The following is a 26,670-nucleotide window of genomic DNA, read 5'->3' as shown; positions in this document are numbered from 1 at the left end:
CTTGTCCCCCGGGATCAGGTCGAGTAGGCACTGTTCTCGTGCACGTAGTCGGCGGTGAGGTCGTTGGTCCACACCGTCGCCGCGGCACTGCCGGCGTTGAGGTTCGCGGTGATGACGACCTCGCGGCCGGCCATGTCGACCAGGTCGCGGTCCTCGCCGACGCTGCCGCCGCGGCAGACCCAGACGCCGTTGATGGCGACGTCGAGCGCGTCCGGCTCGAAGGCGGCGGAGGTGGTGCCGATCGCGGCCAGCACCCGGCCCCAGTTCGGGTCCTCGCCGTGGATGGCGCACTTCAGCAGGTTGTTGCGGGCGATCGTGCGGGCGACGTCGACGGCCTCGTCCTCGGTGGCGGCGCCGGTGACGTCGATCCGGATGTCCTTGGAGGCGCCCTCGGCGTCGCCGATCAGCTGGCGGGCAAGGTCGGCGCAGACGGTGCGGACGGCCTCGGCGAACTCGGCCGCCTCCGGCACGACGCCGGAGGCTCCGGAGGCGAGCAGCAGCACGGTGTCGTTGGTGGACATGCAGCCGTCGGAGTCGACCCGGTCGAAGGTGGTGCGGGTGGCGCCGCGCAGCGCGGCGTCCAGGTCCGCGCTCTCCACGGCGGCGTCGGTGGTGACGACGACCAGCATGGTGGCGAGGCCCGGGGCGAGCATGCCCGCACCCTTGGCCATGCCGCCGACCGTCCAGCCGGCCGGGGCGGTGACCTGGGCGGTCTTGTGCACGGTGTCGGTGGTCTTGATGGCGATCGCGGCGGCCTGACCGCCGTCCTCGCTGAGCGCCTTCACGGCCTGCTCGACGCCGGGCAGCAGCAGGTCCATCGGCAGCCGCACGCCGATCAGGCCGGTGGAGCAGACGGCGACCTCGATCGCGCCGGTGTTCAGCTCGGCGGCGACCTTCTCGGCGGTGGCGTGGGTGTCCTGGAATCCCTCGGGGCCGGTGCAGGCGTTGGCGCCGCCGGAGTTGAGGACGACCGCGGCGAGCGAGCCGGTCTTCAGCACCTGCTCCGACCAGAGCACCGGCGCGGCCTTGACCCGGTTGGAGGTGAAGACGCCGGCCGCGGCGAACTGCGGGCCGTCGTTGACGACCAGGGCGAGGTCGGGGGTGCCCGAGGCCTTGATGCCGGCCGTGACGCCGGCCGCTCGGAAGCCCTTCGCCGCCGTCACGCCGATGTTCTGATGGTCGGTCACGGGCTGGCTCACGGTGCGACTCCGTTCAGCGGGAGGCCGAGCTCCTCGGGCAGGCCGAGGGCGATGTTCATGGACTGCACCGCGCCGCCCGCGGTGCCCTTCACCAGGTTGTCGATCGCGCTGATGGCGATCACCCGCCCGGCGTGCTCGTCCAGCGCGACCTGGACGAGGGCCGCGTTGGAGCCGTACACCGAACTGGTCTGCGGCCACTGGCCCTCGGGCAGCAGGCGGACGAAGGTCTCGCCCGCGAAGGCCTCCCGGTAGGCGGCGCGCAGCGACTCGGCGGTGGTGCCGGGCTTCGCCTTGGCGCTGCAGGTGGCCAGGATGCCGCGGGGCATCGGCGCCAGGGTGGGCGTGAAGGAGACGGTGACCTCCTCGCCGGCCACCGGGCCGAGGTTCTGCGCCATCTCCGGGGTGTGGCGGTGCACGCCGCCGACGCCGTACGGGCTCATCGAGCCCATCACCTCGCTGCCGAGCAGGTGCGGCTTGACCGCCTTGCCGGCGCCGGAGGTGCCGGACGCGGCGACGACCACGGCCTCCGGCTCGACCAGCTTCGCCGCGTAGGCGGGGAAGAGCGCGAGCGAGACGGCCGTCGGGTAGCAGCCGGGGACGGCGATCCGCTTGGTGCCCTTGAGCGCGGCCCGGTGGCCGGGCAGCTCGGGCAGGCCGTACGGCCAGGTGCCGGCGTGCGGGGAGCCGTAGAACCTCTCCCAGGTCGCGGCGTCCTTCAGTCGGAAGTCCGCGCCGCAGTCGACGACCAGCACGTCCTCGCCGAGCGCCTCGGCGACGGCGGCGGACTGGCCGTGCGGCAGGCCGAGGAAGACCACGTCGTGCCCGGCCAGCACCTCGGGGGTGGTGGGCTCCAGCACGCGGTCGGCCAGCGGCAGCAGGTGCGGCTGCAGGCTGCCGAAGACGGCGCCCGCGTTGGAACCGCCGGTCAGCGCCCCGATCTCGATCTCCGGGTGGCCGAGCAGCAGGCGCAGCACCTCACCGCCCGCGTACCCGCTCGCTCCGGCGACGGCGACTCGCAATGCCATGGCGTTCCTCCTTGGTTAAGCATGAATATACGCACCTCGGAACATTCATGCAAGGAGCTCCGGACACCCCACGACCAGCCTGCCCGATCCCCGCCCCTCGGCGCCGCCAACCGTCCGGACCCTACAAACTTCTGCGCCCCGACTCGGTGCCGACCGGTGCCCGATGCGGCATCAGTTCCTTGGCAGAGTGGCGAACAGGTCCGACCGGCGACACGACCGCGGCGGGCACGGTGTTGTGTTTGTTTCACAAAGGAGTTCAGCAGTGAGTGCACGGACCGACGTGGTGGTCACCGGGCTCGGAGCCACCACACCGCTCGGCGGGGACACCGCCTCGACCTGGGCGGCGATGCTGGCGGGGGCCTCCGGGATCACCGCCATCGAGGAGGAGTGGGCGGCCGGACTGCCGGTGCGGATCGCCGGCCGGCTCGCCGTCGAGCCGACCGAACTGCTCGACCGGGTGCAGGCCCGCCGGCTGGACCGCTGCGAACAGGTCGCCCTGGTCGCCGCCCGCGAGGCCTGGGCCGACGCCGGACGCCCCCAGGTCGACCCGGAACGCCTCGCCGTGGTGATCGGCACCGGCACCGGCGGCGCACTGACCATGCTCGGCCAGGACGACGTGCTGGAGGCATCCGGCGTGCGCCGGGTCTCGCCGCACACCGTCCCCATGCTGATGGCCAACGGACCGGCGGCCTGGGTCAGCATCGACCTCGGCGCCCGCGGCGGCGCCCACACCCCCGTCAGCGCCTGCGCCTCCGGCGCGGAGGCGATCGCCCTCGGACTGGACCTGATCCGGCTCGGCCGCGCCGACGTGGTCGTCGCCGGCGGCGCCGAGGCCTGCATCTGCCCGCTCACCCTGGCCGGCTTCGCCCAGGCCCAGGCGCACTCCACCCGCAACGACGCCCCCGGGCTCGCCTCCCGGCCCTTCGACACCGGACGCGACGGGTTCGTCATCGGCGAGGGCGCGGCTGTCGTCGTCCTGGAACGGGCCGACTTCGCCGCCGCCCGCACGGCCCGCCCGTACGCCACGCTCGCCGGGGCCGCCGTCACCTCCGACGCCCACCACATCACCGCGGCCCACCCGGAGGGCCAGGTCCGGGCCATGCGGCGGGCCCTCGCCGCCGCGGACCTCCCCCCACTGGCGGTGGACGTCGTACACGCCCACGCCACCTCCACCCCCAAGGGCGACCTCGCCGAGGCGCAGTCGATCACCGAGGCGATCGGCGTCCACCCCGCCGTCACCGCGACCAAGTCGATGACCGGGCACCTCTTCGGCGCGGCGGGGGCGCTGGGTGCGATCGCGGCGGTGCTCTCGGTGCGGGACGGCATCGTGCCGGCCGTCCGGAACCTCGACGACCTCGACCCCGAGGTGAAGCTGGACGTCGTCACCGGCGGCCCCCGGACGGGCGCCGTCGGCGCCGCGCTCGCCAACGCCTTCGGCTTCGGCGGCCACAACGCCACCCTGGTGTTCACGCCTGCATGAGACGCGCAGAGGCGCGTGGGGGCACCTCCCGGCCGAAGAAGGCTGGGGGAGAACCGTGCGGCTCCGGGACAGCCCCGATCAGGATGCTCGCCGCACCCGCATTGCGCGGTTCCCCGCGCCCCCAGGCGCTTGCCCCCACCCGCTTGCCCTAGGGGTGACCCTTCACGCTGCGGAGCAGGACGAACTTGGGGTCGGCGGCGACGGTGCGGCAGTTGCCGAAGAGGCGGCGGAGTTTGACGTGGTAGCCGAGGTGGCGGTTGCCGATGACCCAGAGTTCGCCGCCGGGCCGCAGGGCCCGCCGGGCGCCGGTGAACATCCGCCAGGCGGTGGCGTCGGTCAGCGCCTGGTGGCTGTGGAAGGGCGGGTTGTTGAGGACGAGGTCGACGCTGCCGGGGGCGACCGCCGCCATGCCGTCGCCGACCTCGAAGCGTGCCGGGGCGTCGGGCCCGAGGTTGGCCCGGAAGGTGGCTTCGGCGGAGGCGACGGCCTGGTACGACTCGTCGAGGAAGAGCACCTCGGCGGCCGGGTTGGCGAGGGCGGCGGCGGTGCCGACGACGCCGTTGCCGCAGCCGAGGTCGACGACGGTCTCGGGGCCGTGCCGCTCCGGCAGGTGGTTGAGCAGGAAGCGGGTGCCGATGTCGAGGCGGTCCGCGCAGAAGATGCCCGCGTGGTTGTGGACCGTCCCCCCGGAGGCGGCGCCGATGCCGTCCGGCAGCCGGTAGCTCTGCGGCCAGGGGCTGCCGGTGCGCGGCAGGGCCGGGTCGGGGGTGCAGTGGATCAGGCGGGCCTTGCGGACGGCGAGCGAGGTGCGGGTCGGGCCGAGCACCGACTCGAACAGCTTGAGCGTGGAGGTGTGGATCTCGGTGACCATGCCGGTGCCGACCACCACGGTGCCCTCGTGGACGGCCGGGGCGAGCCGGTGCAGCTGGTCCTCCAGCAGGGCGAGGCTCTTGGGGACCCGGACGAGCAGCACGTCGATCCGGCCCGGCGGGGTGTCGCGGGTGGTGAGCAGCCGCACCCCATCGGCGTGGCCGGCGCGGTTGCGGGCGAGGTTGGCGAGGGTGGCCTGCCGGCCGAGCCAGGAGTCGCCGATCTGTACGGGCCGGTGCTCGGCGAGCGCGGTCGCGAGGGCGCCCCAGCGGTCGCCGACGATCACCACGCTGCCCGACAGGTCGGTGCCGCCCTCCGCCAGGTGCCGCAGCAGGTAGTCGTCGGCGGCGTCCCAGGCGCGCAGCTGGTCGCGGGGGTCCTCGGGGTGGCGGGTGAGGTCGATCTCGCCCCACGGCGTGCTCAAGCGGTTCATCGTTCCCCCAGGCTAGCCGACCGGTGGCACCGTCCCGGACGGCCGCGGCGGGCCGGTGGGCGGCCCGGCCCGGTGACGGTCCGGGTGCGGCTCCGGCGCCCACCGGGTGACGGTCCGTCGGGTGCGGCACGGGCCGGGGCGCCGGGTGCCGACGGCCCGGTCGTGAGCCGGTGTTAGCCTGCGGCGAAGCGGCGCCGGGGGGCGCCGCAGTTCGGGGGAGCACGGTGGCTGCGGCGGGGCGGGAGGCCGGGCGCGGATGGCGGCCGGCCGGTGCGGCGGCCGGGGTGGCGCTGCTGCTGGTGGCCGGGTACGCGGCCGGGGTGTGGTCGGCGCGTTCGGGCGGCCGGGTGCGGGTGGCGGAGCTGCTGGACCGCCCGGTGCCGCTGCTCGGTGCGGCCGGGGTGCTGCTGGTCGCGGCGCTGGTGCTGGCGCCGCGCAGACCGGGCCGTGGTCTGTTCACGGCGCCGGTGCTGCTGGTGGCCGGGGTGCTGGCGCTGCGGGTGCTGATCGGCGCCCTGGACGTGACCGGTCCGCCGCGGCAGCACACCGTGATGTCGGTGGTGGCGCCCGGCCGGGCGGACCGGCTGCTGTCGGTGGTGCGCCACGCGGTCGGCCCGTGCTGGTCGGTGGAGGTGGAGACCGGTGGGGGCTGGTCGGCGCGGCACTGGCTGCTGGGTGTGTTCGAGCACGGCCCGGCGACGGGCGGCCCGGTGGACGGGCATTGGGACGGCCCGGACCGGGTGGTGGTGCGGGCTGCCGACGGTGAGCACGTCTTCGACCTGCCGGCCGACCCCGCGGAGCGCCCGCACGGCCGCTGAACCACCACCGGCGGCCCACCGAGCGGTCGTTGACGTGTCGTCAGTTCGCGGCGGCCTCCGGTCGGCCGCGGTGCCGGGCCCAGTCGCCGGCCAGGACGGCCATCACGGTGGAGTCGACCCAGCCGTCGCCGTCCCGGAGCGCCTCCCGGCGCACGCCCTCGGCGACGAAGCCGACCTTCTCGTAGACGTGCCGGGCCCGCGGGTTGAAGGCGTACACCTCCAGCTGGACGCGGTGCAGGCCGAGCCCGTCGAAGGCGTGGGCGAGCAGCAGGCGCAGCGCCTCGGTGCCGAGGCCGCGGCCGCGCCCGGCCGGGCCGATCAGGGTGCGGAAGCTGCAGCTCAGGTTGGGCTCGTCCCATTCGTTGAGCACGACCTCGCCGACGCAGCGGCCGCTCGCCAGGTCGGCCACGGCGAGGTCGAGCCGGTCCGTCTGCTCGTTGCGGGTGGTGTACCAGCGGGCGATCGCCCCGGCGTCGATCGGCGGCCGGTGGGCGCTGCCGGTGAGCCGCTGCACCTCGGGGTCGTCGATGGCGGCGGTGATGTCGGGCAGGTCCTCGGGCCGGAACGGGCGCAGTTGCACGGCGGTGCCGGTGAGGACGGGTTTGCGGGCGAAGTCGGCGGTCATCCGGCGATTCTGGGCGGCGGCGCGGGGCCGGGCAACGCAATTGTGCTCCGGGTCAGTTGCGCAGCTCGGCGTCGATCCAGCGGTTGCCCTGGAGCCGGCTGTAGCGCAGGTAGGAGGTGCCTCCCTGGGCGATCCGGAACGGCTTGCCCCGGTCGTCGACGGTGAGGGTGTGCGTCTGCCCCTGGTCGACGTAGCCGAGTTCGGCCGTCCAGGTGCAGTCGCAGGTCTTGCCGAGGGCGGTGATCTCGAAGGTGACGGACTGGTGGGGGTCGACGGAGAGCTTGAGGGCGTTGAGGTTGACGGGGGTGTCGTCGGCCCGTTTGCCCTTGACCGACGGCGGGTCGCGGTCGAGGTCGACGGTGACGTAGACGACCTCGCGGGGTCCGCCGCCGCACTGCGGGTCCACGAGCACGCTCGCCGTGCCGCCGGCGCCGAGCGGGCGCAGCACCTCGTACTGGCCGATCCGGCGGGGTCCTGCCCCGCGGAACTCCTGCACGGCCCGGCGGCCCCCACCCGTGTCGTCCTGCCCTGCCCCGGTCGGCCGCAGGGCGGCCGGGCGACAGTATGCCGTCGGGCGCTGACGCGTGGTGGCTGCTCCGGACAAGTCGTGCCGGATCCGCCGACGGGCCGTCACCCCGCACGCGGGCCGGTACCGTGCCTGCATGCAGACCAGGCCGACCCTGCCCGGCGCCGCCGTCCTCCTGCGCCCGGCGACCCCCGCCGACGTGCCCGCGCTGGCCGGGATCCGGGCCACGCCCGAGGTGCGGGCCCGCTGGCGCGGCGGGCCCGACATGGTCGCCGAGGTGAGATCGGACCTCGCCGACGAGCGGACGCCGGTGCTGGCGGTGGAGTACCGCGGCCGGGTGGTCGGCGCGATCCAGTGGCACGAGGAGGACGAGCCGGACTACCGGCACGCCGGCATCGACGTGTACCTCGACCCGGCGGTGCACGGCCGCGGTCTGGGCACCGACGCCGTGCGGACCCTCGCCCGCTACCTCGTGACGGAGCTCGGCCACCATCGGCTGGTGATCGACCCGGCCGCCGACAACGCCCCTGCCATCGCCTGTTACCGCAAGGTCGGCTTCCGTCCGGTCGGGGTGATGCGGCAGTACGAGCGCGGCGCCGACGGCACCTGGCACGACGGCCTGCTGATGGACCTGCTGGCCGGGGAACTCGCCCCGGCCGACGGGCCGTCGTCGGGACGGCGGCGCACCGCGGCGCGGGCGGCCCTGCGGCGGCTCAGGCTCCGGCGGCGCGCCCGGGGCTGAGGGCGCGGGGCGGAGGCCACGGCCCCGTGGTCAGGTCCGGGTCTCGGCGACGGCCTCGGCCAGGAGCTGTGCCGCCCGGGCGAGCCGGCGTTCCGGCAGGGCGGCGTGGCCGAGGACGAGCGCGGGCGGGCCGGGTGCGGTGAGGCGGGTCGGCGCGACGGGTTCGACCCGGACGCCCCGGGCGGCGGCCGCCTCGACCACGGGCCGTTCGGCGCAGCCGGGCGGCAGGTCGAGGTACAGGTGCAGGCCGGCGGACACTCCGCGGACGGCGGCGTCCGGCAGGTGCCGGGCGAGCGCCTCGGCCAGGGCGTCGCGGCGGGCGCGGTAGCGGGCGCGGACGGCCCGCAGGTGCCGGTCGTGGCCGCCGTCGGCGAGCAGCCGGGCGAAGGCGAGCTGGTCGAGGGCGGAGCAGCCGAGGTCGGTGTACTGCTTGTCGGTGCGGAACTCCTCGACCATAGGTTCGGGCAGGACGGCCCAGCCGAGCCGCAGGCCGGGCGCCAGCGACTTGCTGAGCGAGCCGAGGTGGACGACCAGGTCGGGGGCGAGCCCCTGCAGGCAGCCGACGGGCTCGCGGTCGTAGCGGAACTCGGCGTCGTAGTCGTCCTCGACCACGACGCCCCCGGTGCGGCGGGCCCAGGCGATCAGGGCGGCCCGGCGTTCGGGGGCGAGCACCACGCCGGTCGGGTACTGGTGGGCGGGGGTGACGAGGACGGCGCGGGCGCCCGTCCGGGCGAGTGCGTCGACGTCCAGGCCGTGCCCGTCGACGGGGACGCCGAGCGGTTCGAGGCCGTGGGCGCGCAGCAGGCCGAAGGTGCCGGGCGAGCCCGGGTCCTCGACGGCGACGGCGCGGTGGCCGTGCCGGACGAGCTGCCGGGCCGTCAGGGCGAGCCCTTGGGCGACGCCGCCGACCACGGTGAGGCGTCCGGGGTCGGCCGCGGCGGCCCGCACCCGGCCGAGGTGGGCGGCGAGTTCGGCGCGCAGTGCGGGGTGCCCGGCGGGGTCGCCGTAGCCGAGGGCGGTGTGTTCGGCGGCGGCGAGGGCGCGGCGCAGTGCGGCCTGCCAGGCGGCCCGCGGGAAGAGCGAGAGGTCGGGGGTGCCGGGCTTGAGGTCGTACCGGACGGCGGGGGCGGACGGGCCCGGCGGTGGTGCGGGCGGCGGTGGGGCGATGCCGTCGGCGACCCGGGTGCCGGCCCCCGGCCTGCTCACCAGGTAGCCCTCGGCGACGAGTTGGGCGTAGGCCTCGACCACGGTGCCGCGGGAGACGCCGAGGTCGCGGGCGAGGGTGCGGGTGGCGGGCAGCCGTCCGCCGGCGGGCGGGCGGCCCTGCCGGACGGCCTCGCGCAGCGCGGCGGTCAGCCGGGCGGTGAGGCCGCTGCCCCCGGACGGGTCGAACGGCAGCAGGAGTTCGGTCACCGGGTCACCTCCGTCCCGCGAGGGTACCCGGGGCCGGCGCCGTGAAGTGGTCCACGGACGGGGTGCGGAAGTGGACCTGGGCGGCGGACCACCCGCGTCCTAGCGTGGCGGTCGTGCCCCTCTCCCCCACCGCCTCGGGCGGTCTGCGCGGCGCGGCCGCGATGACGATGCTCGGCTGCTCGACCGGTGTCAGCGCGGCCTTCGCCGGTTACCCGCTGCTGGGCGGGCAGGCGCTGCGCTACCTGCTGGCGGCCGGGCTGCTGCTGCCCCTCGCGCTGCGGGCGGCGGCCGGCGCGCCGCGGCCGACGGCGCGCGAGTGGGGGCGGCTGGCCCTGCTCTCGGCGACCGGCCTGGTCGGTTTCAACGTGCTGCTGGTGCAGGCGCTGCGGCACTCGGGTCCGGCGGGGGTGGGCAGTGTGGTCGGGGCCGCGCCGCTGCTGATGGCGGTGCTCGGGCCGCTGCTCGCCGGAGGCCGGCCGGGGCGGCGGGCGGTCGTCGCGGCCGGGGTGGTCGCGGCCGGCGCGGCGACCGCGCAGGGGTTCGGCGCGGGGGACGCCGTCGGGACGGTCCTCGCGCTGGGCACGCTCGGCTGCGAGGTGGGGTTCTCGCTGCTGGCGGTGCCGCTGCTGCCGCGGCTGGGCCCGGTCGGGGTGTCGGCGTGGGTGACGGTGCTGGCGGTGCCGATGTTCGCCGGGGCGGCGGTACTGCTGGACGGGCGGGCGGCCCTGCGGGTGCCGAGCGGTTCGGAGCTGGCCGCGCTGCTGTACCTGGCGGTGCCGATGACCTGTGTGGCCTTCCTGCTCTGGTACCGGGCGCTGGAGTTGCTCGGGGCGGAGCGGGCGGGGCTGTTCGCGGGCCTGGTGCCGATCACCGCCGCGCTCTCCGGGGCGGCGCTCGGCGAGGGGGTGCCGCGGGCCGGCGAGCTGCTGGGCGCGGTGCTGGTCGGCGCCGGGGTCTGCCTCGGCCTGCGGACCCGGCGGCCCGGACGGGCCCGGGCGCCCCGGACGGGCCGGGCGCGGACGGCGGGCGGTCCCGTGGCACCGTGAGGACGGCCTCCGCGCCGCACGGCGGCCGATGCGGGTCGGGTACGGCGGAAACCGGGTGCGGTGCGGTCCGACGGCGGGTCAGAATGCCGGAATGCTCTCCGACCACTGGCCGCTGCTGGGGCTGCGGCTGCGCACCGACCGACTCGAACTGCGGCTGCCCTCCGACGAGGAGCTCGCCGAACTGGGCGACGTGGCCGCGGCCGGCCTCCACGAGCCCGACCGGATGCCGTTCCTGAGCGCCTGGACGGACGTGCCGCCGGCGCAGCGCGCCCGGGCCGTGGTGCAGCAGCACTGGCTGCGGCGGGGTACCTGGTCGCCGGACCACTGGGCGCTGACGCTGGTGGTGTTCGCGCAGGGCCGGCCGATCGGCGTGCAGGCGGTGAGCGCCAAGGACTTCGCCGTCACCCGCGAGGTGCGCACCGGGTCCTGGCTCGGTCTGGCCCACCAGGGCCGCGGGTTCGGCCGGGAGATGCGCTCGGCCGTGCTGCACCTGGCCTTCGCGGGGCTGGGGGCGGAGGAGGCGACCTCGGCCGCGTTCACCGACAACCCGGCGTCGCTGGCGGTCTCGGCCCGGCTGGGCTACCGGCCGGACGGCGTCCAGCGGGACAACGTGCAGGGCCGGCCGCGGGTCACCCGGCGGCTGCGGCTGAGCCGCGCCGACTGGGAGCGGACGGACCGCCCCGCGGTCGAGCTGACCGGGCTCGGGCCCTGCCTGCCGGAGTTCGGGCTGGGCCCGCAGGAGTGAACCGGCACCGAGAGCCCCGTTGCCGGACCGACGAGCAATCACGGAGATGGTGGACCCCCGCATGCTGAACCCCGATCTGGCCGACCGGTACCTGCGGCGGCTCGGCCTGCCGCGTCCGGCCGCGCCGACCGCCGACGCGCTGGCCGCCCTGCACCGCGCCCACGTCGAGCGGGTGCCGTACGAGGACCTGGAGATCCAGCTGGGCCGTCCGACGACGGTCGACCCGGTCGAGTCCGCGGAGCGGATCGTGCGCGGCCGCGGCGGTTACTGCTTCCACCTCAACGGCGCGTTCTCGGCGCTGCTGCAGGCGCTGGGCTTCGACGCGACCCGGCACGTGGCCGGTGTGCAGCGGCAGGTCGACCCGGAGCCGGTCGGTGCGGCGGGCAACCACATGGCGCTCACCGTCCGCACCGCGGAGGGGGCGTGGCTGGCGGACGTCGGCCTCGGCGACGGCCTGTACGAGCCGCTGCCGCTGCGGACCGGCACGCACCGGCAGGGGGCGCTGCGGTTCGGCATGGCGCCGTCCGCGGTGGTGCCGGGCGGCTGGCGGCTGGAGCACGACCCGCAGGGCTCGTTCCGGGGCATGGAGTTCTCGCCCGTCCCGGCCGGGCCGGAGGACTTCGTCCGTGAGCACGTCCGGCTGTCGACCTCGCCGGAGTCCTCGTTCGTCCAGGTCTTCTGCACGATGCGGCGCGGCGCCGACGGCTTCGAGGCGCTGCGCGGCTGTCTGCTGGTGCAGGTCGGCGCGGCGGGCCGGGAGGACCGCGAGGTCACCGACGAGCAGGAGTGGTTCGGCCTGCTGACCGGGCACTTCGGGCTGGACCTGTCGGACGTCCCCGCCGAGCGGCGGGCCGCGCTCTGGCAGCAGGTGCACGGCGCCCACCTGGCCTGGCGGGCCGCCGAGGCGGCGAAGACGGCGGCGGAGGCAGCGGCGGAACCGGAGCCGGAGGCGGCCGGTGCGTAGCGCTCCCGTCACCCCGGCCGGCGACCGGATCCGCTGGGTCGAGCTGCCCGGCGCCGGCCCGGCCCGGGTCTTCGTGCACGGCCTCGGCGCCTCCTCCCCCGCGTACTTCACCGAGGCGGCGCTGCATCCGCTGCTCGCCGGGCGCCGCTCGCTGCTGGTGGACCTGCTGGGCTTCGGCCTCAGCGACCGCCCGGAGGACTTCGGCTACACGCTGGAGGAGCACGCGGACGCGCTGGCCGCCGCTCTGCGCTCCGCTGGGGCGGACGGCGCCGAACTGGTCGGGCACTCCATGGGCGGCGCCGTCGCGATCGTGCTGGCGGCCCGCCATCCGGAGCTGGTGTCCCGGCTGGTGCTGGTGGACGCCAACCTCGACCCGGTGCCGCTGCCCGGTCCGCCCGGCGGCGGCAGCAGCAGCGGCCTCGCCTCGTTCACCGAGGAGGAGTTCCTGGCCGGTGCCTGGCGGCAGGTCCGCGACGGGGTCGGGCCGCACTGGTGGTCGACGATGCGGCTGGCCGGGCGGACGGCCCTGCACCGCAGCGCCGTCCACCTGGTCCGGGCGACCGTGCCCACCATGCGCGAGCTGCTGATCGGCCTGCCGCAGCCGCGGACCTTCCTCCACCCCGCGGCGGACGGCCCGCCGGACGGCGCCGAGCGGCTGGCGGCGTCCGGGGTGCGCCTGGTCGCCGTCCCGGACTGCGGCCACAACGTCATGCTCGACAACCCGGACGGCTTCGCCCGGGCGGTCGCCGCGGCGCGCTGACGGGGCGACGGCCGGCGGCACCGGCCCTGGCGCGTCCCGCCGGGGACGTGCCAGGGTCGGGGGCATGCGATACATCATCATCGGCGCCGGCGCGGTCGGCGGGACGGTCGGCGGGCGGCTCCACGAGGGCGGCCACGAGGTGGTGCTGGTCGCCCGCGGCGCCCACCTGGCGGCCCTGCGCGAGGACGGTCTGCGGCTGACCACCCCGGAGGGCGGCCGCACCCTCGCCGTCCCGGCCGTCGGCGGGCCCGAGGAGCTGGAGCTGCGGCCCGGGGACGTGCTGGTGCTGGCCGTGAAGACGCAGCACTCCCTGCCGCTGCTGGACGCGTGGGCGGCCCGCCCGGTGGCCGGCGGCGGCACCGCGGGCGAGCTGCTGCCGCTGCTGTGCGCGCAGAACGGCGTCGAGAACGAGCGCCTCGCGCTGCGCCGCTTCCGCCGCGTGTACGGGGTGTGCGTCTGGCTGCCCTCCTCGCACCTGGAGCCGGGCCGGGTCCTCGCCCAGGGCAGCCCGGTCAGCGGCGTGCTGCACGTCGGCCGCTTCCCCCGGGGCAGCGACGACACCGCCGGGCGGATCGCCGCGGACCTCGCCGCCTCGCACGTCGGTGCCCGGGCGAGCGCGGACGTGATGCGCTGGAAGTACGCCAAGCTGCTCGGCAACCTGAACAACGCCCTGGAGGCCGTGGGAGGCCCGGTCGACGGCGAGCTGCGGCTGGAGCTGGCCCGGCGGACGGTCGCCGAGGGCGAGGCGGTGCTCGACGCCGCGGGGATCGGCCGGGCCGACCGCGAGGAGCAGCGGGCCGCCTGGTCGGGCCGGGTCACCCTGGTGCCGGTCGACGGGGAGAGCCGGCGCGGCGGCTCGTCCTGGCAGAGCCTGGCCCGCGGCGCCGGCGACATCGAGGCGGACCACCTCAACGGCGAGATCGTGCTGCTCGGCCGGCAGCACGGGGTACCGACCCCGCTGAACGCGGCGCTGCAGCGGCTGGCCAACGCCTTCGCCCGCGAGGGCCGGGCGCCGGGCAGCCTGCCGGAGGCCGAGCTGGCGGCGCTGCTGGAGGCGTCAGGCCCGGAGACCTGACCGCCCGAGGCGTGACCCGGCGGCTCAGACCACCGGGTCGTCCGGCCCGTACGGGCGCAGCCGCAGCGTCCGGGCGTCCGCGTCGCGGATCTCCGCTGCGCGGGCGCACAGCTGCTCCAGGTCGTCGCGGCCGGCGTGCACGAACCGGCCGTGCAGGGCGTCGAAGCGGCCCCGGGCGGCGTCCACCGCGACGGCCACCATGTACGCGACCGAGCCCCAGTCCTTCTTGTCCTTGAACATCGGCATGGCCTCGGTCATGTCGGTGCGGACGGCGCCGGGGCTGATGTCGAGGACGACCACGCGGTGCTCGGCGAGCGAGTCGGCGATGTTGTCGGAGAGCTTGAGCAGGGCCGCCTTGGAGGTGGCGTAGGCGGTGTAGACGCCGTCGGGGCGCAGCGCGAAGCCCGAGTTCATGTTGATCACCCGGCCGCCGCCGCGTTCGACCATGCCGGGCAGGACGCTGCGCAGCAGGTTGAACGGGCCGCGCAGGTTGGTCTCCAGCACGTGCCACCACTGGTTGGGGTCGGCCTCCCAGAGCGGCACCTCGACGTGGTCGATCTCGCCGGCGTTGTTGACCAGCAGGTCGATCGGGCCGAGGTCGCGCTCGACGGTGCGCACCGCCTCCCGGACGTTGCCGGGCCGGGTGACGTCGGCGCTGACCGCCACCCCGCGGGAGCCGTGCTTGACGCACTCGCGGAGCGTCTCGGTGAGCGTGGCGTGGGTGCGCCCGACCAGGCCGACCATCATGCCCTCGGCGGCCAGGCCGATCGCGATCTCCCGGCCGATGCCGCGGCCCGCCCCGGTGACCAGGCCCACCTGGCCGGCGAGTGATCCCGTCCCCATTGCGTGCTCCCTCCTGCGGCTGCTCCGCATTCTGGTCCGGTCCGGCCGCGGCGCCGGGCCGCCCGGCCGGACCGGGGCCCGGGGTCATCCGAACGGCCCAGCGCCACCGTCCGGCGCCCGGGAGTAGTACGGTCGACCAGGACACGCGTGTGGGGCCCACCGAGCCCCGGCGCCGGGCCGCTGAACAGCACCTCGCCGGGCAACCCCCGGCACCACCGTGAAGGGCAACTGAGTGAGTGACATCGCGCGCGTCGGAGTGATCGGCTGCGGCCTCATGGGGTCGGGCATCGCCGAGGTCTTCGCCCGCTCCGGTCTGGACGTGCTCGTCTCCGAGGCGACCGGCGAGGCCCTGGAGCTCGGCCGTACCCGGCTGACCAACTCGCTGGAGACCGCGGTCAAGCGCGGCAAGCTGACCGAGGAGCAGCGGGACGAGGCGCTCGACCGGCTCTCGTTCACCACCGACCTCGCCGACTTCGCCGACCGCGACCTGGTGGTCGAGGCGGTCGCGGAGCGCGAGGACATCAAGGTGCAGATCTTCGAGACGCTGGACCGGGTGGTCGAGCGCCGGGACGCGATCCTGGCCTCCAACACCTCGTCCATCCCGATCGTGAAGCTGGCCGCCGCCACCAGCCGCCCCGAGCAGGTCATCGGCCTGCACTTCTTCAACCCGGCGCCGGTGCAGAAGCTGGTCGAGGTCATCCCGACCCTGACCACCTCCGCCGAGACCACCGCGCGGGTGGAGGAGTTCACCGTGCAGGCGCTCGGCAAGGAGCCGATCCGCGCCCGCGACCGGGCCGGCTTCGTGGTGAACGCCCTGCTGGTGCCGTACCTGCTCTCGGCGGTCCGCATGTTCGAGTCGGGCGTGGCGACCGCGGCCGACATCGACAAGGGCATGGAGGCGGGCTGCGCCCACCCGATGGGCCCGCTGCGGCTGTGCGACCTGATCGGCCTGGACACCATCGTGTCGATCGCCGACTCGATGTACGACGAGTACAAGGAGCCGCTGTACGCGGCGCCGCCGCTGCTGTCCCGGATGGTCGACGCGGGCCTGCTGGGCCGCAAGTCCGGCCGCGGCTTCTACGACTACACCGCCTGATCCCGGCGGGCCCGCGGCGTCCCCGTCCGGGGCGGCCCCTCCGGGCGGGGCGTCGCACTCGCACCACCACCTCCAGCCACCCGAGCAGCTCACCACAGGGGTAGTCCAGTTGAACGGGATCAGCGTCGCGCGCGGGGTCCTCGTCACCGCCCGCCGCCAGCGGCTGCTGGCCGCCATCCGGGAGGAGGGCGGCCGCTGGGACTGGCGGCGGGCCGAGGCTCAGTACGACACCTCCCCGGAGCCGCACATCATCCGCCGCGACCTGATGGAGCTGTGCCGTTCCGGCGACCTCGTCCGGGTCGGGCTCGGCGAGTACGAGGCGGCACCCGCCGGGTGACCCCCGCCGACCGACGGGCCTGCGCCACTCCCGTGGCACAGCGCCGTCACAGCATGGTCACAGGCCTCGGCATACGGTGATCGTTCTGACACCGTGATGCCATGCGAACTCGAATGATCGTCACCACCCTCACCGCTGCTGCCGCCCTGTCCCTGTCCCTCACCGCGTGCGGCAGCGACGGCGGCGGCACCGCCGCGCCGGCGAAGTCCTCCGCCGCCGCCACCGCGGCGGCCCCGGCCGCCAGCACCCCGGCCGCTGCCGACAGCGCGGCGCCGGCGGCGTCGACCGCCGCCCCGACCGCCCCCACCAAGGCGGCCGGCACGGCCGACCCGACCCAGCTGGCCAAGGAGCTGGCGATGGTCGCCGGCCTGAAGCAGATCGACCCGAAGCTGGCCGCGGACAACCAGAAGACCGTCGCCGCCGCGCAGCAGACCTGCGCCGACATCAAGGCCGGCAAGGACGACGCGACGGTGGCGAAGAACACCACCACCTACTTCGCGGCGACCGGCGCGAAGGTGACCGACCAGCAGGGCCAGATGATCGCGGTGATCGTCAAGGCGGCGCTCTGCCCGTGACCCGGTGGGCGCGGCGGACGTGACGCGGCGGACGTGACGGGGCCCGGGAGCGGTATCCAGCTCCCGGGCCCCTGAGGTGCCACCCAATTGCGCGCACCGGCACGTTTAAGGCTGCGGATCATCTTCAGAGCCTCGTGTTCTGCCTTTGAACTACCGTGCCACGGGGAGAGGCACAGGCGGGACTTGAACCCGCATCCGAGGCTTTCCGTCCGCACCCGTTCGATCCGGCGCTCGGCGGCGGATGCTGAGACTTGAGCGGGAGTCTGAGTTTCAGGGGGCTGCCTCTGCCCTTGGGCCACCCCGGCGCGGTGGTGCCGGGGGGAGGATTCGAACCTCCACTGTCACCCCTGTGTCAGCTTCACTTTCAGTGTCAGCTTCTGCGCTGTTCGCGCACCCCTCCGCTCAAGGAGGGGGATCGTGGGTCCGGCCGCTACTGGCCGAACAGGTAGCCGAAGACGGCGTCGCCGACCCGCTTGTCGACGACCTCCGCCGCGTTGGCCTCCTCGCGGGCGAACTGCACGGCCTGCTGCAGCTTCTCGACCCGCTGGACGAGTTCGTTGACCCGCCGGGCCGGCAGCGCACCGGAGAACTTCACGGTCGTCCAGTACCCGACCGCGATGTCCTCGTAGTACACCTCGACCTGGGCCGGGTGCTTCTCGGTGGCCTCCGCCTTCACGTGGTTGCGGGGGACCTTCTTCGTCCGGATGGTGCGCACCGGCTCGGTCTTCCACGCGTCGGTGGAGGCGTCCGGCGTCCAGGACTCGGAGGCGTCCAGCACCGGCAGCTTGCGGACGAAGGTGTAGAGGTCGGTGAGCTGCTTCTCCAGGAAGAGCAGGTAGGTGACCGGCACGTCGGTCAGCAGCGGCCGGCCGTCGACCACGACGTCCGCGCGGGCGGCGCAGTTGGCGTGGTCCTTGGTGGCGGTCACGTCGAACAGCCGGGTGAGCGAGGCGGCGGTGTCGCGCAGGATGTCCTCGGCGCGCACCTGCACGCGGGTGGACTCCGGCGGGAGCTGCTCGCCCTCCTCGTCCTTCGGCTGGTACGTGCGGGAGATCCCGGCGAGCAGGGCGGGCTTCTGCAGGCCGTGGTGGGCCGTCGTCAGCTCCTGGAAGGACTTGGACTTGACGCCCTTTTCGACCGCGATGATCTGGTTGAGTTTCGCCACGTCCGGGAGGCTAACAGCGGCCCGTCCGCGCTGTCGTGCGATTTACCGCGGCCCGGGGACGGGGGTCGGGGGACCGTCCCCGGGCCCGGCGCGGCATCAGCCGTTGATCTGGTAGCTGTCGCCGTAGACCTTCCACTTCAGCGGGGTGTTGAGGTCGAAGTTGCGGTCCTTGACCCAGACCTTCTGGGCGGTGTCCACCCGGCTGGTGTCGGCGTGCGCCTCCTCCTTCTTCATGACGACCTTGCGGGCGTCCATGAAGGCGTTGAGGTAGGTGGCCTCGTCGCCGCCCTGGGCGGGCGTCTTGGCCTTCTTCATGGCCGCCTTGCGGATGCCGCCGAAGCTGTCGGAGCTGTCGCCGGGGCCGTGCATCACGATGGCGTCGTAGTAGACGAACTGGCCGAGCGCCCGCAGACCGTCGGCCTTGGCCTGCTGGACGGCGGGGTTGAAGTAGACGCGGTCCCGCTCGTCGTTCTGGGCCTTCTGGAAGACGGTGTCCTTGGCGGCGGCGGCCCAGTCCTTGGTGAAGGCGGTGCCGAGGCCGCTGTGCGAGTCGGTGCCGTTCACCTTGCGCAGCGCGGGCAGGTACTTGGCCAGGACGTTGCCGGGCTTGAGGTCGGTGTAGTGCTCGACCAGGTCCAGCATGTCGCCGGTGCCGGAGCAGAAGCCGATGATGCCGGCCGTGTAGCCGCGGCCGTCGCCGATGTCCTCGATGTACTTGTACTGGGCCTTCCAGTCCAGCGAGGAGTTCTCCGCGCTGGAGACGATCTGCATGGCGATGTCCTTCTTGTGGGCGTCGTCCAGGCCGACCGACGCGGCGCTGACCACGGACGCGCCGGCGCCGCTCGCGCCGAGGGTCGCGGTGGCGACGGTCAGCGGGACGGCGGCGAGCAGCACCGCGAGGGCGGTGCGGCCGGCCCGGCTGCGGGCCCGGTGGGAACGGACGTCGGTGCGGGCGGTGCGGGACTGTGCAGTCATCTGGTGCTCCGTCGGTCGACTCGCGCGCAGGCATGGGGATGCCCGGGGCGCTCCGGTTAGGAAACTTTCCTAACAGGGATTGAAGCGGCCATGGCATTCAACCCGCAAGAGGGTCGGACCAACCTGCACGCAGCCTTAAGGCCCACCTAACGTTCGCCAACTCGCCGTGCCCGCAGGGCGGCTGGCGACCGGGGCCCAAAACGCCGACGGGCCCCGCCCCGGACGCGGAGTCCGGAACGGGGCCCGTCGGGCCGGGGCGTCAGGCGCCGCGCAGCAGCGCGCCGGTGCGCCCGCCCGCCGCCGCGACGGCCGACTCGCGGGCGGCCGAGGCCTCGTCCGCGGTCAGCGTGCGGTCGTCCGCGCGGAAGCGCAGCGTGTACGCCAGCGACTTCTTGCCCTCGCCGGCCTGCTCGCCGGTGAAGACGTCGAACAGCCGGATCGACTCCAGCAGGGCGCCGGCGCCCTCGCGCAGCGCGGCCTCGACCTCGGCGGCCGGCACCTCGCTGCCCACGATCAGCGCGACGTCCTGGGTGGCCACCGGGTACGCCGACACCGGCGGACCGCTGACCTTCCGCACACCGTCGGCGAGCAGCACGTCCAGGTCGATCTCCATCGCGCTGGTGCGCTCCGGCAGGTGCAGCGCCTTGACGACGCGCGGGTGCAGCTCACCGGCGTGGCCGACCACCCGGCCGTCCACCAGCAGCTCGGCGCAGCGGCCGGGGTGCCAGGGGGCGCGCTGGCCCTGTCGGACGGTCAGCTCCAGGTTGGCCGCGCGCGCGACGGTGCGGGCCGCCTCGACCGCGTCCGCCCAGCAGGACGGCACGCCCTTGCCCCACCAGCCGGACGGCTGGCGCTCGCCGGCCAGCGCGACGGCGACCCGGCGCGGCTGGTCCGGCAGTGCGGCGTCGAGCTCGGCGAGCTCCTGCTCGGTCGGCCGGCGCTCCACCGAGAGCCGCGGCGCGACCTTGAGCTCCGCCTTGGGCAGGAAGACCGTGCCGGTCTCGAACAGCGCCAGGTCGGTGTTGCCGCGGCCGACGTTGCGGCGCAGCGCGCCGAGCAGGCCCGGCAGCAGCGTGGTGCGCAGCGCCGGCTCCTCGTCGTTGAGCGGGTTGACCAGCTTGACGGTGCGGCGGCGCTCGTCGTCCTTCTCCAGGCCCAGCCCGTCGAACGCGGCCTCGCCCAGGAAGGGGTAGGCGTTGATCTCGACGTAGCCGGCGCCGGCCAGCGCGACGCCCATCCGCCGGTGGAAGCGCTGCGCCTCGGTCAGACCGCGGCCCGGCGGCACGTTGGGCATCCGGGCGGGCACGTTGTCGTAGCCCTCCAGCCGGATGACCTCCTCCGCGAGGTCGTACGGGTCGGTGAGGTCGGGGCGCCAGCTCGGCGGGGTGACCTCCAGGACGTCGGCGCCGACCACGGTGCAGCCGATCTCCTGCAGGCGGCGGGTGACCGTCTCGCGGCCGTACTCGGTGCCCGCCACCCGGTCCGGGAGGTCCGCGGCGATGGCGATGGTGCGCACCGGGTGCGGGGCGGCGATGTCGGTGACACCGGCCTCGGCGGTGCCGCCGGCGATCAGCACCAGCAGGTCGACGGCGCGCTGCGCGGCGGCGCGGGCGGCCTCCGGGTCGACGCCGCGCTCGAAGCGCTTGGACGCCTCGGAGGGCAGCTTGTGGCGCTTGGCGGTGCGGGCGACGCTGATCGGGTCGAAGTGGGCGGCCTCGATGACGACCTCGGTGGAGCCGACGACCTCGCCGGTCTCCGGGTCGAGGACCGGGTCGAGGATCTCGGTGGTGGCGCCGCCCATGACGCCGGCCAGGCCGATCGGGCCGGAGTCGTCGCAGATCAGCAGGTCCTCGGCGGACAGCTTGCGCTTGACGCCGTCCAGCGTGGTGAGGGTCTCGCCCTCCTCCGCGCGGCGGACCAGGATCGCGCCGCGGACGCGGTTCCGGTCGTAGGCGTGCAGCGGCTGGCCGACCTCGAGCATCACGTAGTTGGTGATGTCGACGGTCAGCGAGATCGGGCGGATGCCCGACTTCTGCAGGCGGCGCTGCAGCCAGATCGGCGACTTCGCGGCCGGCTCGACACCGGTGACGGTGCGGGCGACGAAGCGGTCGCAGCCCGCCGGGTCGGCGACCTTGACCGGGTAGCCGAAGGCGTTGGCCGGGGGCACGTCGAGCAGCGCCGGGTCGGCCAGCGGCAGCCCGTACGCGGCGGCGGCCTCGCGGGCGACGCCGCGCATGGACAGGCAGTAGCCGCGGTCCGGGGTGACCGCGATGTCGAGCACCTCGTCGACCAGCTGCAGCAGCTCGATCGCGTCGGTGCCGGGCTCCAGGTGCGACTCCAGCACCAGGATGCCGTTGTGGTCGTCGCCCATGCCGAGCTCGCGGGCGGAGCAGATCATGCCGGCCGAGGTGTGGCCGTAGGTCTGCCGGGCGGCGATCGGGAAGGGACCGGGCAGCACGGCGCCCGGGAGCACCACGACGACCCGGTCGCCGACCTGGAAGTTGGTCGCGCCGCAGACGATCTCCTGCGGCTCGCCGGTGCCGTTCGCGTCGCCCACGTTGACGAAGCAGTGCCGGATCGGCTTCTTGAAGCCGGACAGCTCCTCGATGGAGAGCACCTCGCCGACCACCAGCGGGCCCTTGAGGTCGCCGCCGAGCTGCTCGACGGTCTCGACCTCCAGGCCCGCCCGGACGAGCCGGGCCGCCACGTCGCGGCCGGTCTCGCCCGCCGGCAGGTCGACGTACTCGCGCAGCCAGGAAAGCGGGACGCGCATCAGATCTCCATCCCGAACGGGAGGGTGAAGCGGACGTCACCCTCGACCATGTCGCGCATGTCGGCGACGTTGTGGCGGTTCATCAGGATTCGCTCCAGGCCCAGGCCGAAGGCGAACCCGCTGTAGCGGTTGGGGTCGACACCGGCGGCGACCAGCACCCGGGGGTTGACGACGCCGCAGCCGCCGAGCTCGATCCAGCCCTCGGAGGAGCAGGTGCGGCAGGGGCGGTCCGGGTTGCCGACGCTCGCACCGCGGCAGACGAAGCACTGCAGGTCCACCTCGGCGCTCGGCTCGGTGAACGGGAAGTACGAGGGGCGCCAGCGCAGTTCGAGGTGGCCGCCGATCAGCTTCTCGACCAGCACCTCGATGGTGCCCTTGAGGTCGGCGAAGGTGATGCCCTCGTCCACCGCGAGGCCCTCGACCTGGCGGAAGACCGGGGTGTGCGTGGCGTCCAGCTCGTCGGTGCGGTACACCCGGCCGGGGCTCACCGCGTACAGCGGCGGCTGGCGGTCGAGCATGGTGCGGATCTGCACCGGGGAGGTCTGGGTGCGCAGCACCACGCCGGAGTCGGCGGAGCCGTCCGGGGCCTGCACGAAGAAGGTGTCCTGCATGGAGCGGGCCGGGTGGTCCGGGTGCAGGTTGAGGGCGTCGAAGTTCAGCCACTCCGCCTCGACCTCGGGGCCGGAGGCGACCTCGTAGCCCATGGCGACGAAGGTGTCCTCGATGCGCTCGGCCATGGTGGTCAGCGGGTGCCGGGCGCCGCGCGGTGCGCGGTCGTACGGCAGGGTGACGTCCACCGCCTCCTCGACCAGCACGCGGGCGTCCCGCTCCGCCTCCAGCTCGGCCTGGCGGCGCGCCAGGGCCTGGTTGACGGCTCCGCGGGCCTGGCCGATCAGCTTGCCCGCCGCCGCCTTGGCGTGCGGCGGCAGCGCGCCGATCTCACGGTTGGCGAGCGCGAGCGGCGAACGGTCGCCGGTGTGGGCGACCTTGGCCTGCTTCAGCGCGTCGAGGTCGGCGGCGGCGGCGAACGCGGCGATCGCCTCGTCCCGGGCCTGCTCCACCACCTCGGGCTTGAGGGCCTCGACCTCGACCGGGTCGTACGACTTGTTGGGTGCCGACATCTCTATCTTTCCCGTGCTCCTGCTCGTGAAGTGGATGGCTCGCCCTTGCGCTACGCCCGGCGTGGCCGGAACACGGGCAGCCCCTGGCCGGTGCCGGGGGGGCGACCGGGAGGGGTGTCCGCGGCACGGCCGCGCAGGGCGTCCCACAACGCCAAAGGTCGAGTGTAGTCGCAGCACGCCGACGGCCGGTTCGCCGTCCGTGGCCGTGTGCGCGAGGAGCCCGCCGGGCGCGGACCTACAGCATGAAGTCCGGCACGCCCGCGGGCAGGGTAAATCGGAACCGGGCGCCGCCCGAGGGGGCCCTGCTGATCCGGATGACGCCGCCGTGCGCCTCCACGATGCCCTTGACGATGTAGAGGCCGAGCCCGGTGCCGCCGCGCTTGGAGCCGCGCCAGAACCGGGTGAAGACGCGCGGCATCGACTCCTCGGGGATGCCGCTGCCTTCGTCGCTCACGGTGACCGCTGTCCCTTCCACCGTCCTCGGCGGGGTGCCCGGATGCTGCCGGCCGGCCGCCTCGACGATCTCGACGGCGGGGGCCACCTCGATGGTGACAGTCCCCTCGCCGTGCCGCACGGCATTTTCCAGCAGGTTGGCCAGCACCTGGTCGATCTTGTCCGGGTCACCCCACTGCTGGCGCAGGCCGTCGGCGATCCGGATGTCGAAGCGCTCGGCCGGGATGCCGGCGGCCACCTTGCCGTCCACGTGCCGGCGGACGCCCGCCGCCAGGTCGACCACCTGCTTGCGGATCTCCAGCCGGCCCGCGTCGATCCGGGAGATGTCGAGCAGCTCGGCGATCAGCCGGGTGACCCGGTCGGCGTCGGCGTCGACGGTCTCCAGCATCACCCGCTTCTGCCCGTCGTTGAACCGCTCCCACTTGGCCAGCAGGGTCGCCGTGAACCCCTTGACGCTGGTCAGCGGGGAGCGCAGCTCGTGCGCGACGGTGGCGATCAGCTCGGCGTGGCTGCGCTCGGTGCGCCGCCGGGCCTCGGTGCCGCGCAGCGCCACCACCACCCGCTGTACCGGGCCGCCGGGCCGCTCCCGGACGTACCGGGCGGAGACCAGCACCTCGCAGCCGCCGGGCAGCAGCAGGTTCCGCTCGGGCTGGCCGGTGCGCACCGCGAGGCCGCCGTACGGGTCGGTGAGCTTCCACCAGCGGCGGCCGTCGAGGTCCTCCAGCGGCAGGGCGTCCTCCAGCGGGGTGCCGAGCACGGCGTCGCGGCGGCGCCCGGTGAGCCGGGCCGCGGCCCGGTTGAAGCAGACCACCCGGCCGTCGGCGTCCGCGACGACCAGGCCGTCGGGCAGGTCGTCCGGGTCCAGCTCCGCCCCGCTGCCGACCATGGGTGTCCTCCCCTGACCCACCACCGTGCTCCCCGCCGAGGCCGACCCTAGCGCTCCTGCGGCCGTGTGCGACACCCTCCGGGCGACCGCTGCGCGCGGGCCGAGGCGTAGAGGCACACGGCGGCGGCCGTGGCCAGGTTGAGGCTCTCGGCGTGTCCGTGGATGGGCACGCGCACCACCTCGTCGGCGAGCGCGCGGGTCTCCTCCGGCAGGCCCCAGGCCTCGTTGCCGAAGACCCAGGCGACCGGCGCGCCGAGAGTGCCCTCGTCGAGCTCCTGGTCGAGGTCGCGCTCGCCCGCGCCGTCCGCCGCCAGCACCCGCACCCCGGCCGCGCGCAGCTCGGCGACGGCCTCCTCGATCGGCACGCCGGTGGCGAAGGGCAGGTGGAAGAGGCTGCCGACCGAGGCCCGGACGGCCTTCGGGTTGTACGGGTCCACCGAGGCGTCGGTGAGCACCACGGCGTCCGCGCCGGCGGCGTCGGCCGTCCTCAGCACGGTGCCGGCGTTGCCGGGGTCGCGGACGTTCGCGAGCACCGCGACCAGTCGGGGCCGCGCGGCCAGCACCTCCTCGAAGGGGGTGTCGATGAAGCGGCACAGCGCCACGACGCCCTGCGGGGTGACGGTGTCGCAGATCTCCGCGATCACCTCCTCGGTGGCGGTGAGCAGCGGCAGCCCGGCCGCGCGGGCGGCGTCCGCGATGTCGGCGTGCCGCTCCAGCGCCTGCGGGGTGAGGTAGATCTCGACCACCGCGTGCTCGGCCGAGCCCGGCAGCCGCCCGTACGCCACGGCCTCGCGGACGGCCTGCGGGCCCTCCGCCAGGAAGCGGCGGTCCTTGCCGCGCTGGTTCCGCCGGGCCAGCCGTCGCGCCGCGACGACGCGCGGGGAGCGCAGGGAGGTCAGCAGGGGGGTGTCGGTGCTCTGCATGCTCTCGTTCTCTGAGGGGCCTGGAATGCGCATCGGGCCCGCAGGCGGTACGGCCTGCGGGCCCGAAGAGCTCACCTACCGGGGCTCGGCCTGGATCAGGCGGCCTTGGGGGCGTTGACGTCCTCCGGCAGCGCCTTCTGCGCGACCTCGACCAGCACGGCGAACGCGGCGGCGTCGTTGACGGCCAGGTCGGCGAGCATCTTGCGGTCGATCTCGACGCCCGCGGCCTTCAGGCCCTGCACGAAGCGGTTGTAGGTCATGCCGTTGGCACGGGCCGCAGCGTTGATGCGCTGGATCCAGAGCTGACGGAAGTCGCCCTTGCGCTTCTTGCGGTCGTTGAAGTTGTAGACGAGCGAGTGGGTGACCTGCTCCTTGGCCTTGCGGTAAAGGCGGGAGCGCTGGCCGCGGTAACCGCTGGCCCGCTCGAGGATGACCCGGCGCTTCTTGTGGGCGTTGACTGCCCGCTTGACGCGTGCCACTTGATTACTCCTTGGGTTGGACCGCGGATGGCTCCTGGCGGTCCGTCAATCGATTGGGTCGGGAAGGATCAGCCGGTTCCGCGGGGGCGCCGCGGGCGGGCGATCACTTGCCGAGAAGCTTCTTGATCTTCTTGGCGTCGGCGGGGGCCATCTCGACGGTGCCGGCCAGCTTGCGGGTCAGCGTCGAGGGCTTGTGCTCCAGGAGGTGGCGACGGCCGGCACGCTCGCGCAGCACCTTCCCGGAGCCAGTGATCTTGAAGCGCTTGCTGGCGCCGCTGTGCGTCTTCTGCTTCGGCATGTCGCCGTATCTCCTCGTCGGTCCGCCCCGGCCCGCACAGTGCTGTGCGGGCCGGGAGTGGATTGTTCTCCTGGCCGGGACGGGAGCCCCGGCCGTTGTGGCCGTCCGTGCGGGGCCTGGGCCTTTCGGCTCAGCTCTCCTGCTCGGTGTCGGCCGGCTGCTCGACCTCGGCGGCGGGCGCGGCCTCGACGGCCTCGTCGGCCTCGACGGCTTCCGCAGCCTCGACGGCCTCGACGGCTTCCGCAGCCTCGTCGGCCTCGTCGGCCTGGGCCTCAGCGGCAGCACCCGGGGTGCGGCCCTGACGCTCGGCCTTGCGGGCGTCCGCGAGGGCGCGCGCCTCGGCCATCGCCTCGGTCTTCTTCTTGTGCGGGCCGAGAACCATGATCATGTTACGGCCGTCCTGCTTGGCCGAGGACTCCACGAAGCCCAGGTCCTGGACGTCCTCCGCGAGACGCTGCAGCAGTCGGAAGCCCAGCTCGGGGCGGGACTGCTCACGACCGCGGAACATGATCGTGATCTTGACCTTGTCGCCCTGCTTGAGGAACCGGACGACGTGACCCTTCTTGGTGTCGTAGTCGTGCGGGTCGATCTTCGGCCGGAGCTTCATCTCCTTGATGACCGTGTGCGCCTGGTTCTTGCGCGCCTCACGGGCCTTCATCGCCGACTCGTACTTGAACTTGCCGTAGTCCATGAGCTTGCAGACGGGCGGCCGTGCGGTCGCCGCAACCTCGACCAGGTCGAGGTCGTACTCCTGGGCAAGCTCCAGCGCCTTGGCAAGCGGCACGATGCCGACCTGCTCGCCGCTGGGACCGACGAGTCGCACCTCGGGGACGCGAATCCGGTCGTTGATGCGGGGCTCGGTGCTGATGGGGCCTCCTCGGTTGCACCTAATTCAGTGCGGCCGTCGGGCGGCGGTCGCACGTCGTGGTTTCGACCACTGGGCGGGGCTTCATTCATGCTCCGCTGCCCGGGGAACAGGCACCGAACGCACGAAAAAAGCCCCGCACGGTACAGGCGGGGCTCCA

General features: G+C 74.5%; 26 protein-coding genes and 1 pseudogene. 11 read left to right on the top strand and 16 right to left on the bottom strand.

Going from position 1 to position 26,670, the window contains the following annotated elements; genetic code table 11:
• Window positions 1–14: 14 nt before the first annotated feature.
• Both argJ and argC read right to left on the bottom strand, forming a co-directional pair.
• Window positions 15–1,169 carry a bifunctional glutamate N-acetyltransferase/amino-acid acetyltransferase ArgJ gene (gene argJ, locus ABD353_RS01965; RefSeq protein WP_344621710.1) on the bottom strand — a complete coding sequence of 385 codons (1,155 nt, stop codon included), beginning with the start codon at window positions 1,167–1,169 and terminating at the stop codon, window positions 15–17.
• 26 nt (window positions 1,170–1,195) lie between these two features.
• Window positions 1,196–2,224: an N-acetyl-gamma-glutamyl-phosphate reductase gene (gene argC / locus ABD353_RS01960; RefSeq protein WP_344621665.1), complete on the bottom strand. Its 1,029-nt coding sequence runs from the start codon at window positions 2,222–2,224 to the stop codon at window positions 1,196–1,198.
• Between the two features lie 262 nt (window positions 2,225–2,486).
• Here argC and ABD353_RS01955 point away from each other — a divergent pair, with 262 nt between their 5' ends.
• A complete protein-coding gene (locus ABD353_RS01955; protein WP_344621664.1) occupies window positions 2,487–3,704 on the top strand; it encodes a beta-ketoacyl-[acyl-carrier-protein] synthase family protein in 1,218 nt (405 codons plus the stop codon).
• Window positions 3,705–3,852: 148 nt separating this feature from the next.
• Here the strand turns inward: ABD353_RS01955 and ABD353_RS01950 are convergent, their stop codons facing one another.
• The gene (locus ABD353_RS01950; protein ID WP_344621663.1) at window positions 3,853–5,007 is read right to left on the bottom strand and encodes a methyltransferase; all 1,155 of its coding nucleotides are present in this window, start codon (window positions 5,005–5,007) and stop codon (window positions 3,853–3,855) included.
• Window positions 5,008–5,231: 224 nt separating this feature from the next.
• Between ABD353_RS01950 and ABD353_RS01945 the strand changes: the two genes are divergently transcribed.
• Entirely contained in the window at window positions 5,232–5,825 is a 594-nt protein-coding gene (locus ABD353_RS01945) for a hypothetical protein (RefSeq protein WP_344621662.1), read from the top strand.
• A 40-nt stretch (window positions 5,826–5,865) separates the two neighbouring features.
• On the opposite strand, the gene ABD353_RS01940 is transcribed toward ABD353_RS01945, so the two are convergent.
• Together ABD353_RS01940 and ABD353_RS01935 are read right to left on the bottom strand one after the other, a co-directional pair.
• Window positions 5,866–6,450, bottom strand: a complete 585-nt coding sequence (locus ABD353_RS01940; protein WP_344621661.1) for a GNAT family N-acetyltransferase — start codon at window positions 6,448–6,450, stop codon at window positions 5,866–5,868.
• Between the two features lie 52 nt (window positions 6,451–6,502).
• Entirely contained in the window at window positions 6,503–6,946 is a 444-nt protein-coding gene (locus tag ABD353_RS01935; RefSeq protein ID WP_344621660.1) for a hypothetical protein, read from the bottom strand.
• Between the two features lie 166 nt (window positions 6,947–7,112).
• On the opposite strand from ABD353_RS01935, the pseudogene ABD353_RS01930 reads away from it, so the two are divergent.
• Window positions 7,113–7,625, top strand: a pseudogene (locus ABD353_RS01930) (GNAT family N-acetyltransferase); the annotation flags it as partial.
• Between the two features lie 123 nt (window positions 7,626–7,748).
• Here the strand turns inward: ABD353_RS01930 and pdxR are convergent.
• Complete coding sequence (gene pdxR, locus ABD353_RS01925; RefSeq protein WP_344621659.1) at window positions 7,749–9,131, bottom strand: MocR-like pyridoxine biosynthesis transcription factor PdxR; 1,383 nt, start codon at window positions 9,129–9,131, stop codon at window positions 7,749–7,751.
• Between the two features lie 113 nt (window positions 9,132–9,244).
• Between pdxR and ABD353_RS01920 the strand changes: the two genes are divergently transcribed.
• The 5 genes from ABD353_RS01920 to ABD353_RS01900 all read left to right on the top strand — a co-directional run bounded on the left by ABD353_RS01920 (window position 9,245) and on the right by ABD353_RS01900 (window position 13,721).
• Complete coding sequence (locus ABD353_RS01920; protein ID WP_344621658.1) at window positions 9,245–10,177, top strand: DMT family transporter; 933 nt, start codon at window positions 9,245–9,247, stop codon at window positions 10,175–10,177.
• A 91-nt stretch (window positions 10,178–10,268) separates the two neighbouring features.
• On the top strand, window positions 10,269–10,922 hold the full coding sequence (locus ABD353_RS01915) for a GNAT family N-acetyltransferase (protein ID WP_344621657.1): 654 nt from the start codon (window positions 10,269–10,271) through the stop codon (window positions 10,920–10,922).
• 61 nt (window positions 10,923–10,983) lie between these two features.
• The gene (locus ABD353_RS01910) at window positions 10,984–11,886 is read left to right on the top strand and encodes an arylamine N-acetyltransferase family protein (RefSeq protein ID WP_344621656.1); all 903 of its coding nucleotides are present in this window, start codon (window positions 10,984–10,986) and stop codon (window positions 11,884–11,886) included.
• Complete coding sequence (locus ABD353_RS01905) at window positions 11,879–12,646, top strand: alpha/beta fold hydrolase (protein WP_344621655.1); 768 nt, start codon at window positions 11,879–11,881, stop codon at window positions 12,644–12,646. The genes ABD353_RS01910 and ABD353_RS01905 overlap by 8 nt, the downstream gene beginning before the upstream one ends.
• A 64-nt stretch (window positions 12,647–12,710) precedes the next feature.
• Complete coding sequence (locus ABD353_RS01900) at window positions 12,711–13,721, top strand: ketopantoate reductase family protein (RefSeq protein WP_344621654.1); 1,011 nt, start codon at window positions 12,711–12,713, stop codon at window positions 13,719–13,721.
• A 24-nt stretch (window positions 13,722–13,745) separates the two neighbouring features.
• Here ABD353_RS01900 and ABD353_RS01895 read toward each other — a convergent pair whose 3' ends face one another.
• Window positions 13,746–14,564 (bottom strand): SDR family NAD(P)-dependent oxidoreductase, encoded by an 819-nt coding sequence (locus ABD353_RS01895; RefSeq protein WP_344621653.1) that lies wholly within the window; start codon window positions 14,562–14,564, stop codon window positions 13,746–13,748.
• A 232-nt stretch (window positions 14,565–14,796) separates the two neighbouring features.
• Between ABD353_RS01895 and ABD353_RS01890 the strand changes: the two genes are divergently transcribed.
• The 3 genes from ABD353_RS01890 to ABD353_RS01880 all read left to right on the top strand — a co-directional run bounded on the left by ABD353_RS01890 (window position 14,797) and on the right by ABD353_RS01880 (window position 16,572).
• Window positions 14,797–15,660, top strand: coding sequence for a 3-hydroxybutyryl-CoA dehydrogenase (locus ABD353_RS01890; protein WP_344621652.1), 864 nt, complete (start codon window positions 14,797–14,799; stop codon window positions 15,658–15,660).
• A gap of 109 nt (window positions 15,661–15,769) precedes the next feature.
• Window positions 15,770–15,997: a hypothetical protein gene (locus tag ABD353_RS01885; RefSeq protein ID WP_344621651.1), complete on the top strand. Its 228-nt coding sequence runs from the start codon at window positions 15,770–15,772 to the stop codon at window positions 15,995–15,997.
• A 101-nt stretch (window positions 15,998–16,098) separates the two neighbouring features.
• Window positions 16,099–16,572 (top strand): DUF732 domain-containing protein, encoded by a 474-nt coding sequence (locus ABD353_RS01880; RefSeq protein WP_344621650.1) that lies wholly within the window; start codon window positions 16,099–16,101, stop codon window positions 16,570–16,572.
• A 430-nt stretch (window positions 16,573–17,002) separates the two neighbouring features.
• On the opposite strand, the gene ABD353_RS01875 is transcribed toward ABD353_RS01880, so the two are convergent.
• The 9 genes from ABD353_RS01875 to infC all read right to left on the bottom strand — a co-directional run bounded on the left by ABD353_RS01875 (window position 17,003) and on the right by infC (window position 26,537).
• The gene (locus tag ABD353_RS01875) at window positions 17,003–17,737 is read right to left on the bottom strand and encodes a DUF7873 family protein (protein WP_344621649.1); all 735 of its coding nucleotides are present in this window, start codon (window positions 17,735–17,737) and stop codon (window positions 17,003–17,005) included.
• A gap of 96 nt (window positions 17,738–17,833) precedes the next feature.
• Window positions 17,834–18,712, bottom strand: a complete 879-nt coding sequence (locus ABD353_RS01870; protein ID WP_344621648.1) for a chitosanase — start codon at window positions 18,710–18,712, stop codon at window positions 17,834–17,836.
• Between the two features lie 259 nt (window positions 18,713–18,971).
• Window positions 18,972–21,485: a phenylalanine--tRNA ligase subunit beta gene (gene pheT, locus ABD353_RS01865; RefSeq protein ID WP_344621647.1), complete on the bottom strand. Its 2,514-nt coding sequence runs from the start codon at window positions 21,483–21,485 to the stop codon at window positions 18,972–18,974.
• Window positions 21,485–22,606: a phenylalanine--tRNA ligase subunit alpha gene (pheS, locus tag ABD353_RS01860; protein WP_344621646.1), complete on the bottom strand. Its 1,122-nt coding sequence runs from the start codon at window positions 22,604–22,606 to the stop codon at window positions 21,485–21,487. The genes pheT and pheS overlap by 1 nt, the downstream gene beginning before the upstream one ends.
• A gap of 235 nt (window positions 22,607–22,841) precedes the next feature.
• Window positions 22,842–23,945, bottom strand: coding sequence for a sensor histidine kinase (locus ABD353_RS01855; protein ID WP_344621645.1), 1,104 nt, complete (start codon window positions 23,943–23,945; stop codon window positions 22,842–22,844).
• A gap of 47 nt (window positions 23,946–23,992) precedes the next feature.
• Complete coding sequence (locus tag ABD353_RS01850) at window positions 23,993–24,868, bottom strand: TrmH family RNA methyltransferase (RefSeq protein ID WP_344621644.1); 876 nt, start codon at window positions 24,866–24,868, stop codon at window positions 23,993–23,995.
• A 95-nt stretch (window positions 24,869–24,963) separates the two neighbouring features.
• The gene (gene rplT / locus ABD353_RS01845) at window positions 24,964–25,347 is read right to left on the bottom strand and encodes a 50S ribosomal protein L20 (protein ID WP_030268651.1); all 384 of its coding nucleotides are present in this window, start codon (window positions 25,345–25,347) and stop codon (window positions 24,964–24,966) included.
• 103 nt (window positions 25,348–25,450) lie between these two features.
• Window positions 25,451–25,645, bottom strand: coding sequence for a 50S ribosomal protein L35 (rpmI, locus tag ABD353_RS01840; protein WP_344621643.1), 195 nt, complete (start codon window positions 25,643–25,645; stop codon window positions 25,451–25,453).
• A gap of 130 nt (window positions 25,646–25,775) precedes the next feature.
• Window positions 25,776–26,537, bottom strand: coding sequence for a translation initiation factor IF-3 (gene infC / locus ABD353_RS01835; RefSeq protein ID WP_344621709.1), 762 nt, complete (start codon window positions 26,535–26,537; stop codon window positions 25,776–25,778).
• Between the last annotated feature and the right edge of the window lie 133 nt (window positions 26,538–26,670).

Origin of the sequence: Kitasatospora arboriphila, assembly GCF_039528095.1 — a bacterium.
GTDB classification, from domain to species: Bacteria; Actinomycetota; Actinomycetes; order Streptomycetales; family Streptomycetaceae; genus Kitasatospora; species Kitasatospora arboriphila.
This window is presented reverse-complemented; position numbering and strand designations above follow the sequence as displayed.

Excerpts from the sequence above, each read along its gene's own strand:
- ABD353_RS01910 (WP_344621656.1), top strand. The coding sequence starts at position 10,984 with ATGCTGAACCCCGATCTGGCCGACCGGTACCTGCGGCGGCTCGGCCTG.
- rpmI (WP_344621643.1), bottom strand. The coding sequence starts at position 25,645 with ATGCCGAAGCAGAAGACGCACAGCGGCGCCAGCAAGCGCTTCAAGATC.
- ABD353_RS01870 (WP_344621648.1), bottom strand. The coding sequence starts at position 18,712 with ATGACTGCACAGTCCCGCACCGCCCGCACCGACGTCCGTTCCCACCGG.
- ABD353_RS01895 (WP_344621653.1), bottom strand. The coding sequence starts at position 14,564 with ATGGGGACGGGATCACTCGCCGGCCAGGTGGGCCTGGTCACCGGGGCG.
- pheS (WP_344621646.1), bottom strand. The coding sequence starts at position 22,606 with ATGTCGGCACCCAACAAGTCGTACGACCCGGTCGAGGTCGAGGCCCTC.
- ABD353_RS01855 (WP_344621645.1), bottom strand. The coding sequence starts at position 23,945 with ATGGTCGGCAGCGGGGCGGAGCTGGACCCGGACGACCTGCCCGACGGC.
- ABD353_RS01880 (WP_344621650.1), top strand. The coding sequence starts at position 16,099 with ATGCGAACTCGAATGATCGTCACCACCCTCACCGCTGCTGCCGCCCTG.
- pheT (WP_344621647.1), bottom strand. The coding sequence starts at position 21,485 with ATGCGCGTCCCGCTTTCCTGGCTGCGCGAGTACGTCGACCTGCCGGCG.
- ABD353_RS01850 (WP_344621644.1), bottom strand. The coding sequence starts at position 24,868 with ATGCAGAGCACCGACACCCCCCTGCTGACCTCCCTGCGCTCCCCGCGC.
- ABD353_RS01940 (WP_344621661.1), bottom strand. The coding sequence starts at position 6,450 with ATGACCGCCGACTTCGCCCGCAAACCCGTCCTCACCGGCACCGCCGTG.
- argC (WP_344621665.1), bottom strand. The coding sequence starts at position 2,224 with ATGGCATTGCGAGTCGCCGTCGCCGGAGCGAGCGGGTACGCGGGCGGT.
- ABD353_RS01950 (WP_344621663.1), bottom strand. The coding sequence starts at position 5,007 with ATGAACCGCTTGAGCACGCCGTGGGGCGAGATCGACCTCACCCGCCAC.
- ABD353_RS01900 (WP_344621654.1), top strand. The coding sequence starts at position 12,711 with ATGCGATACATCATCATCGGCGCCGGCGCGGTCGGCGGGACGGTCGGC.
- ABD353_RS01915 (WP_344621657.1), top strand. The coding sequence starts at position 10,269 with ATGCTCTCCGACCACTGGCCGCTGCTGGGGCTGCGGCTGCGCACCGAC.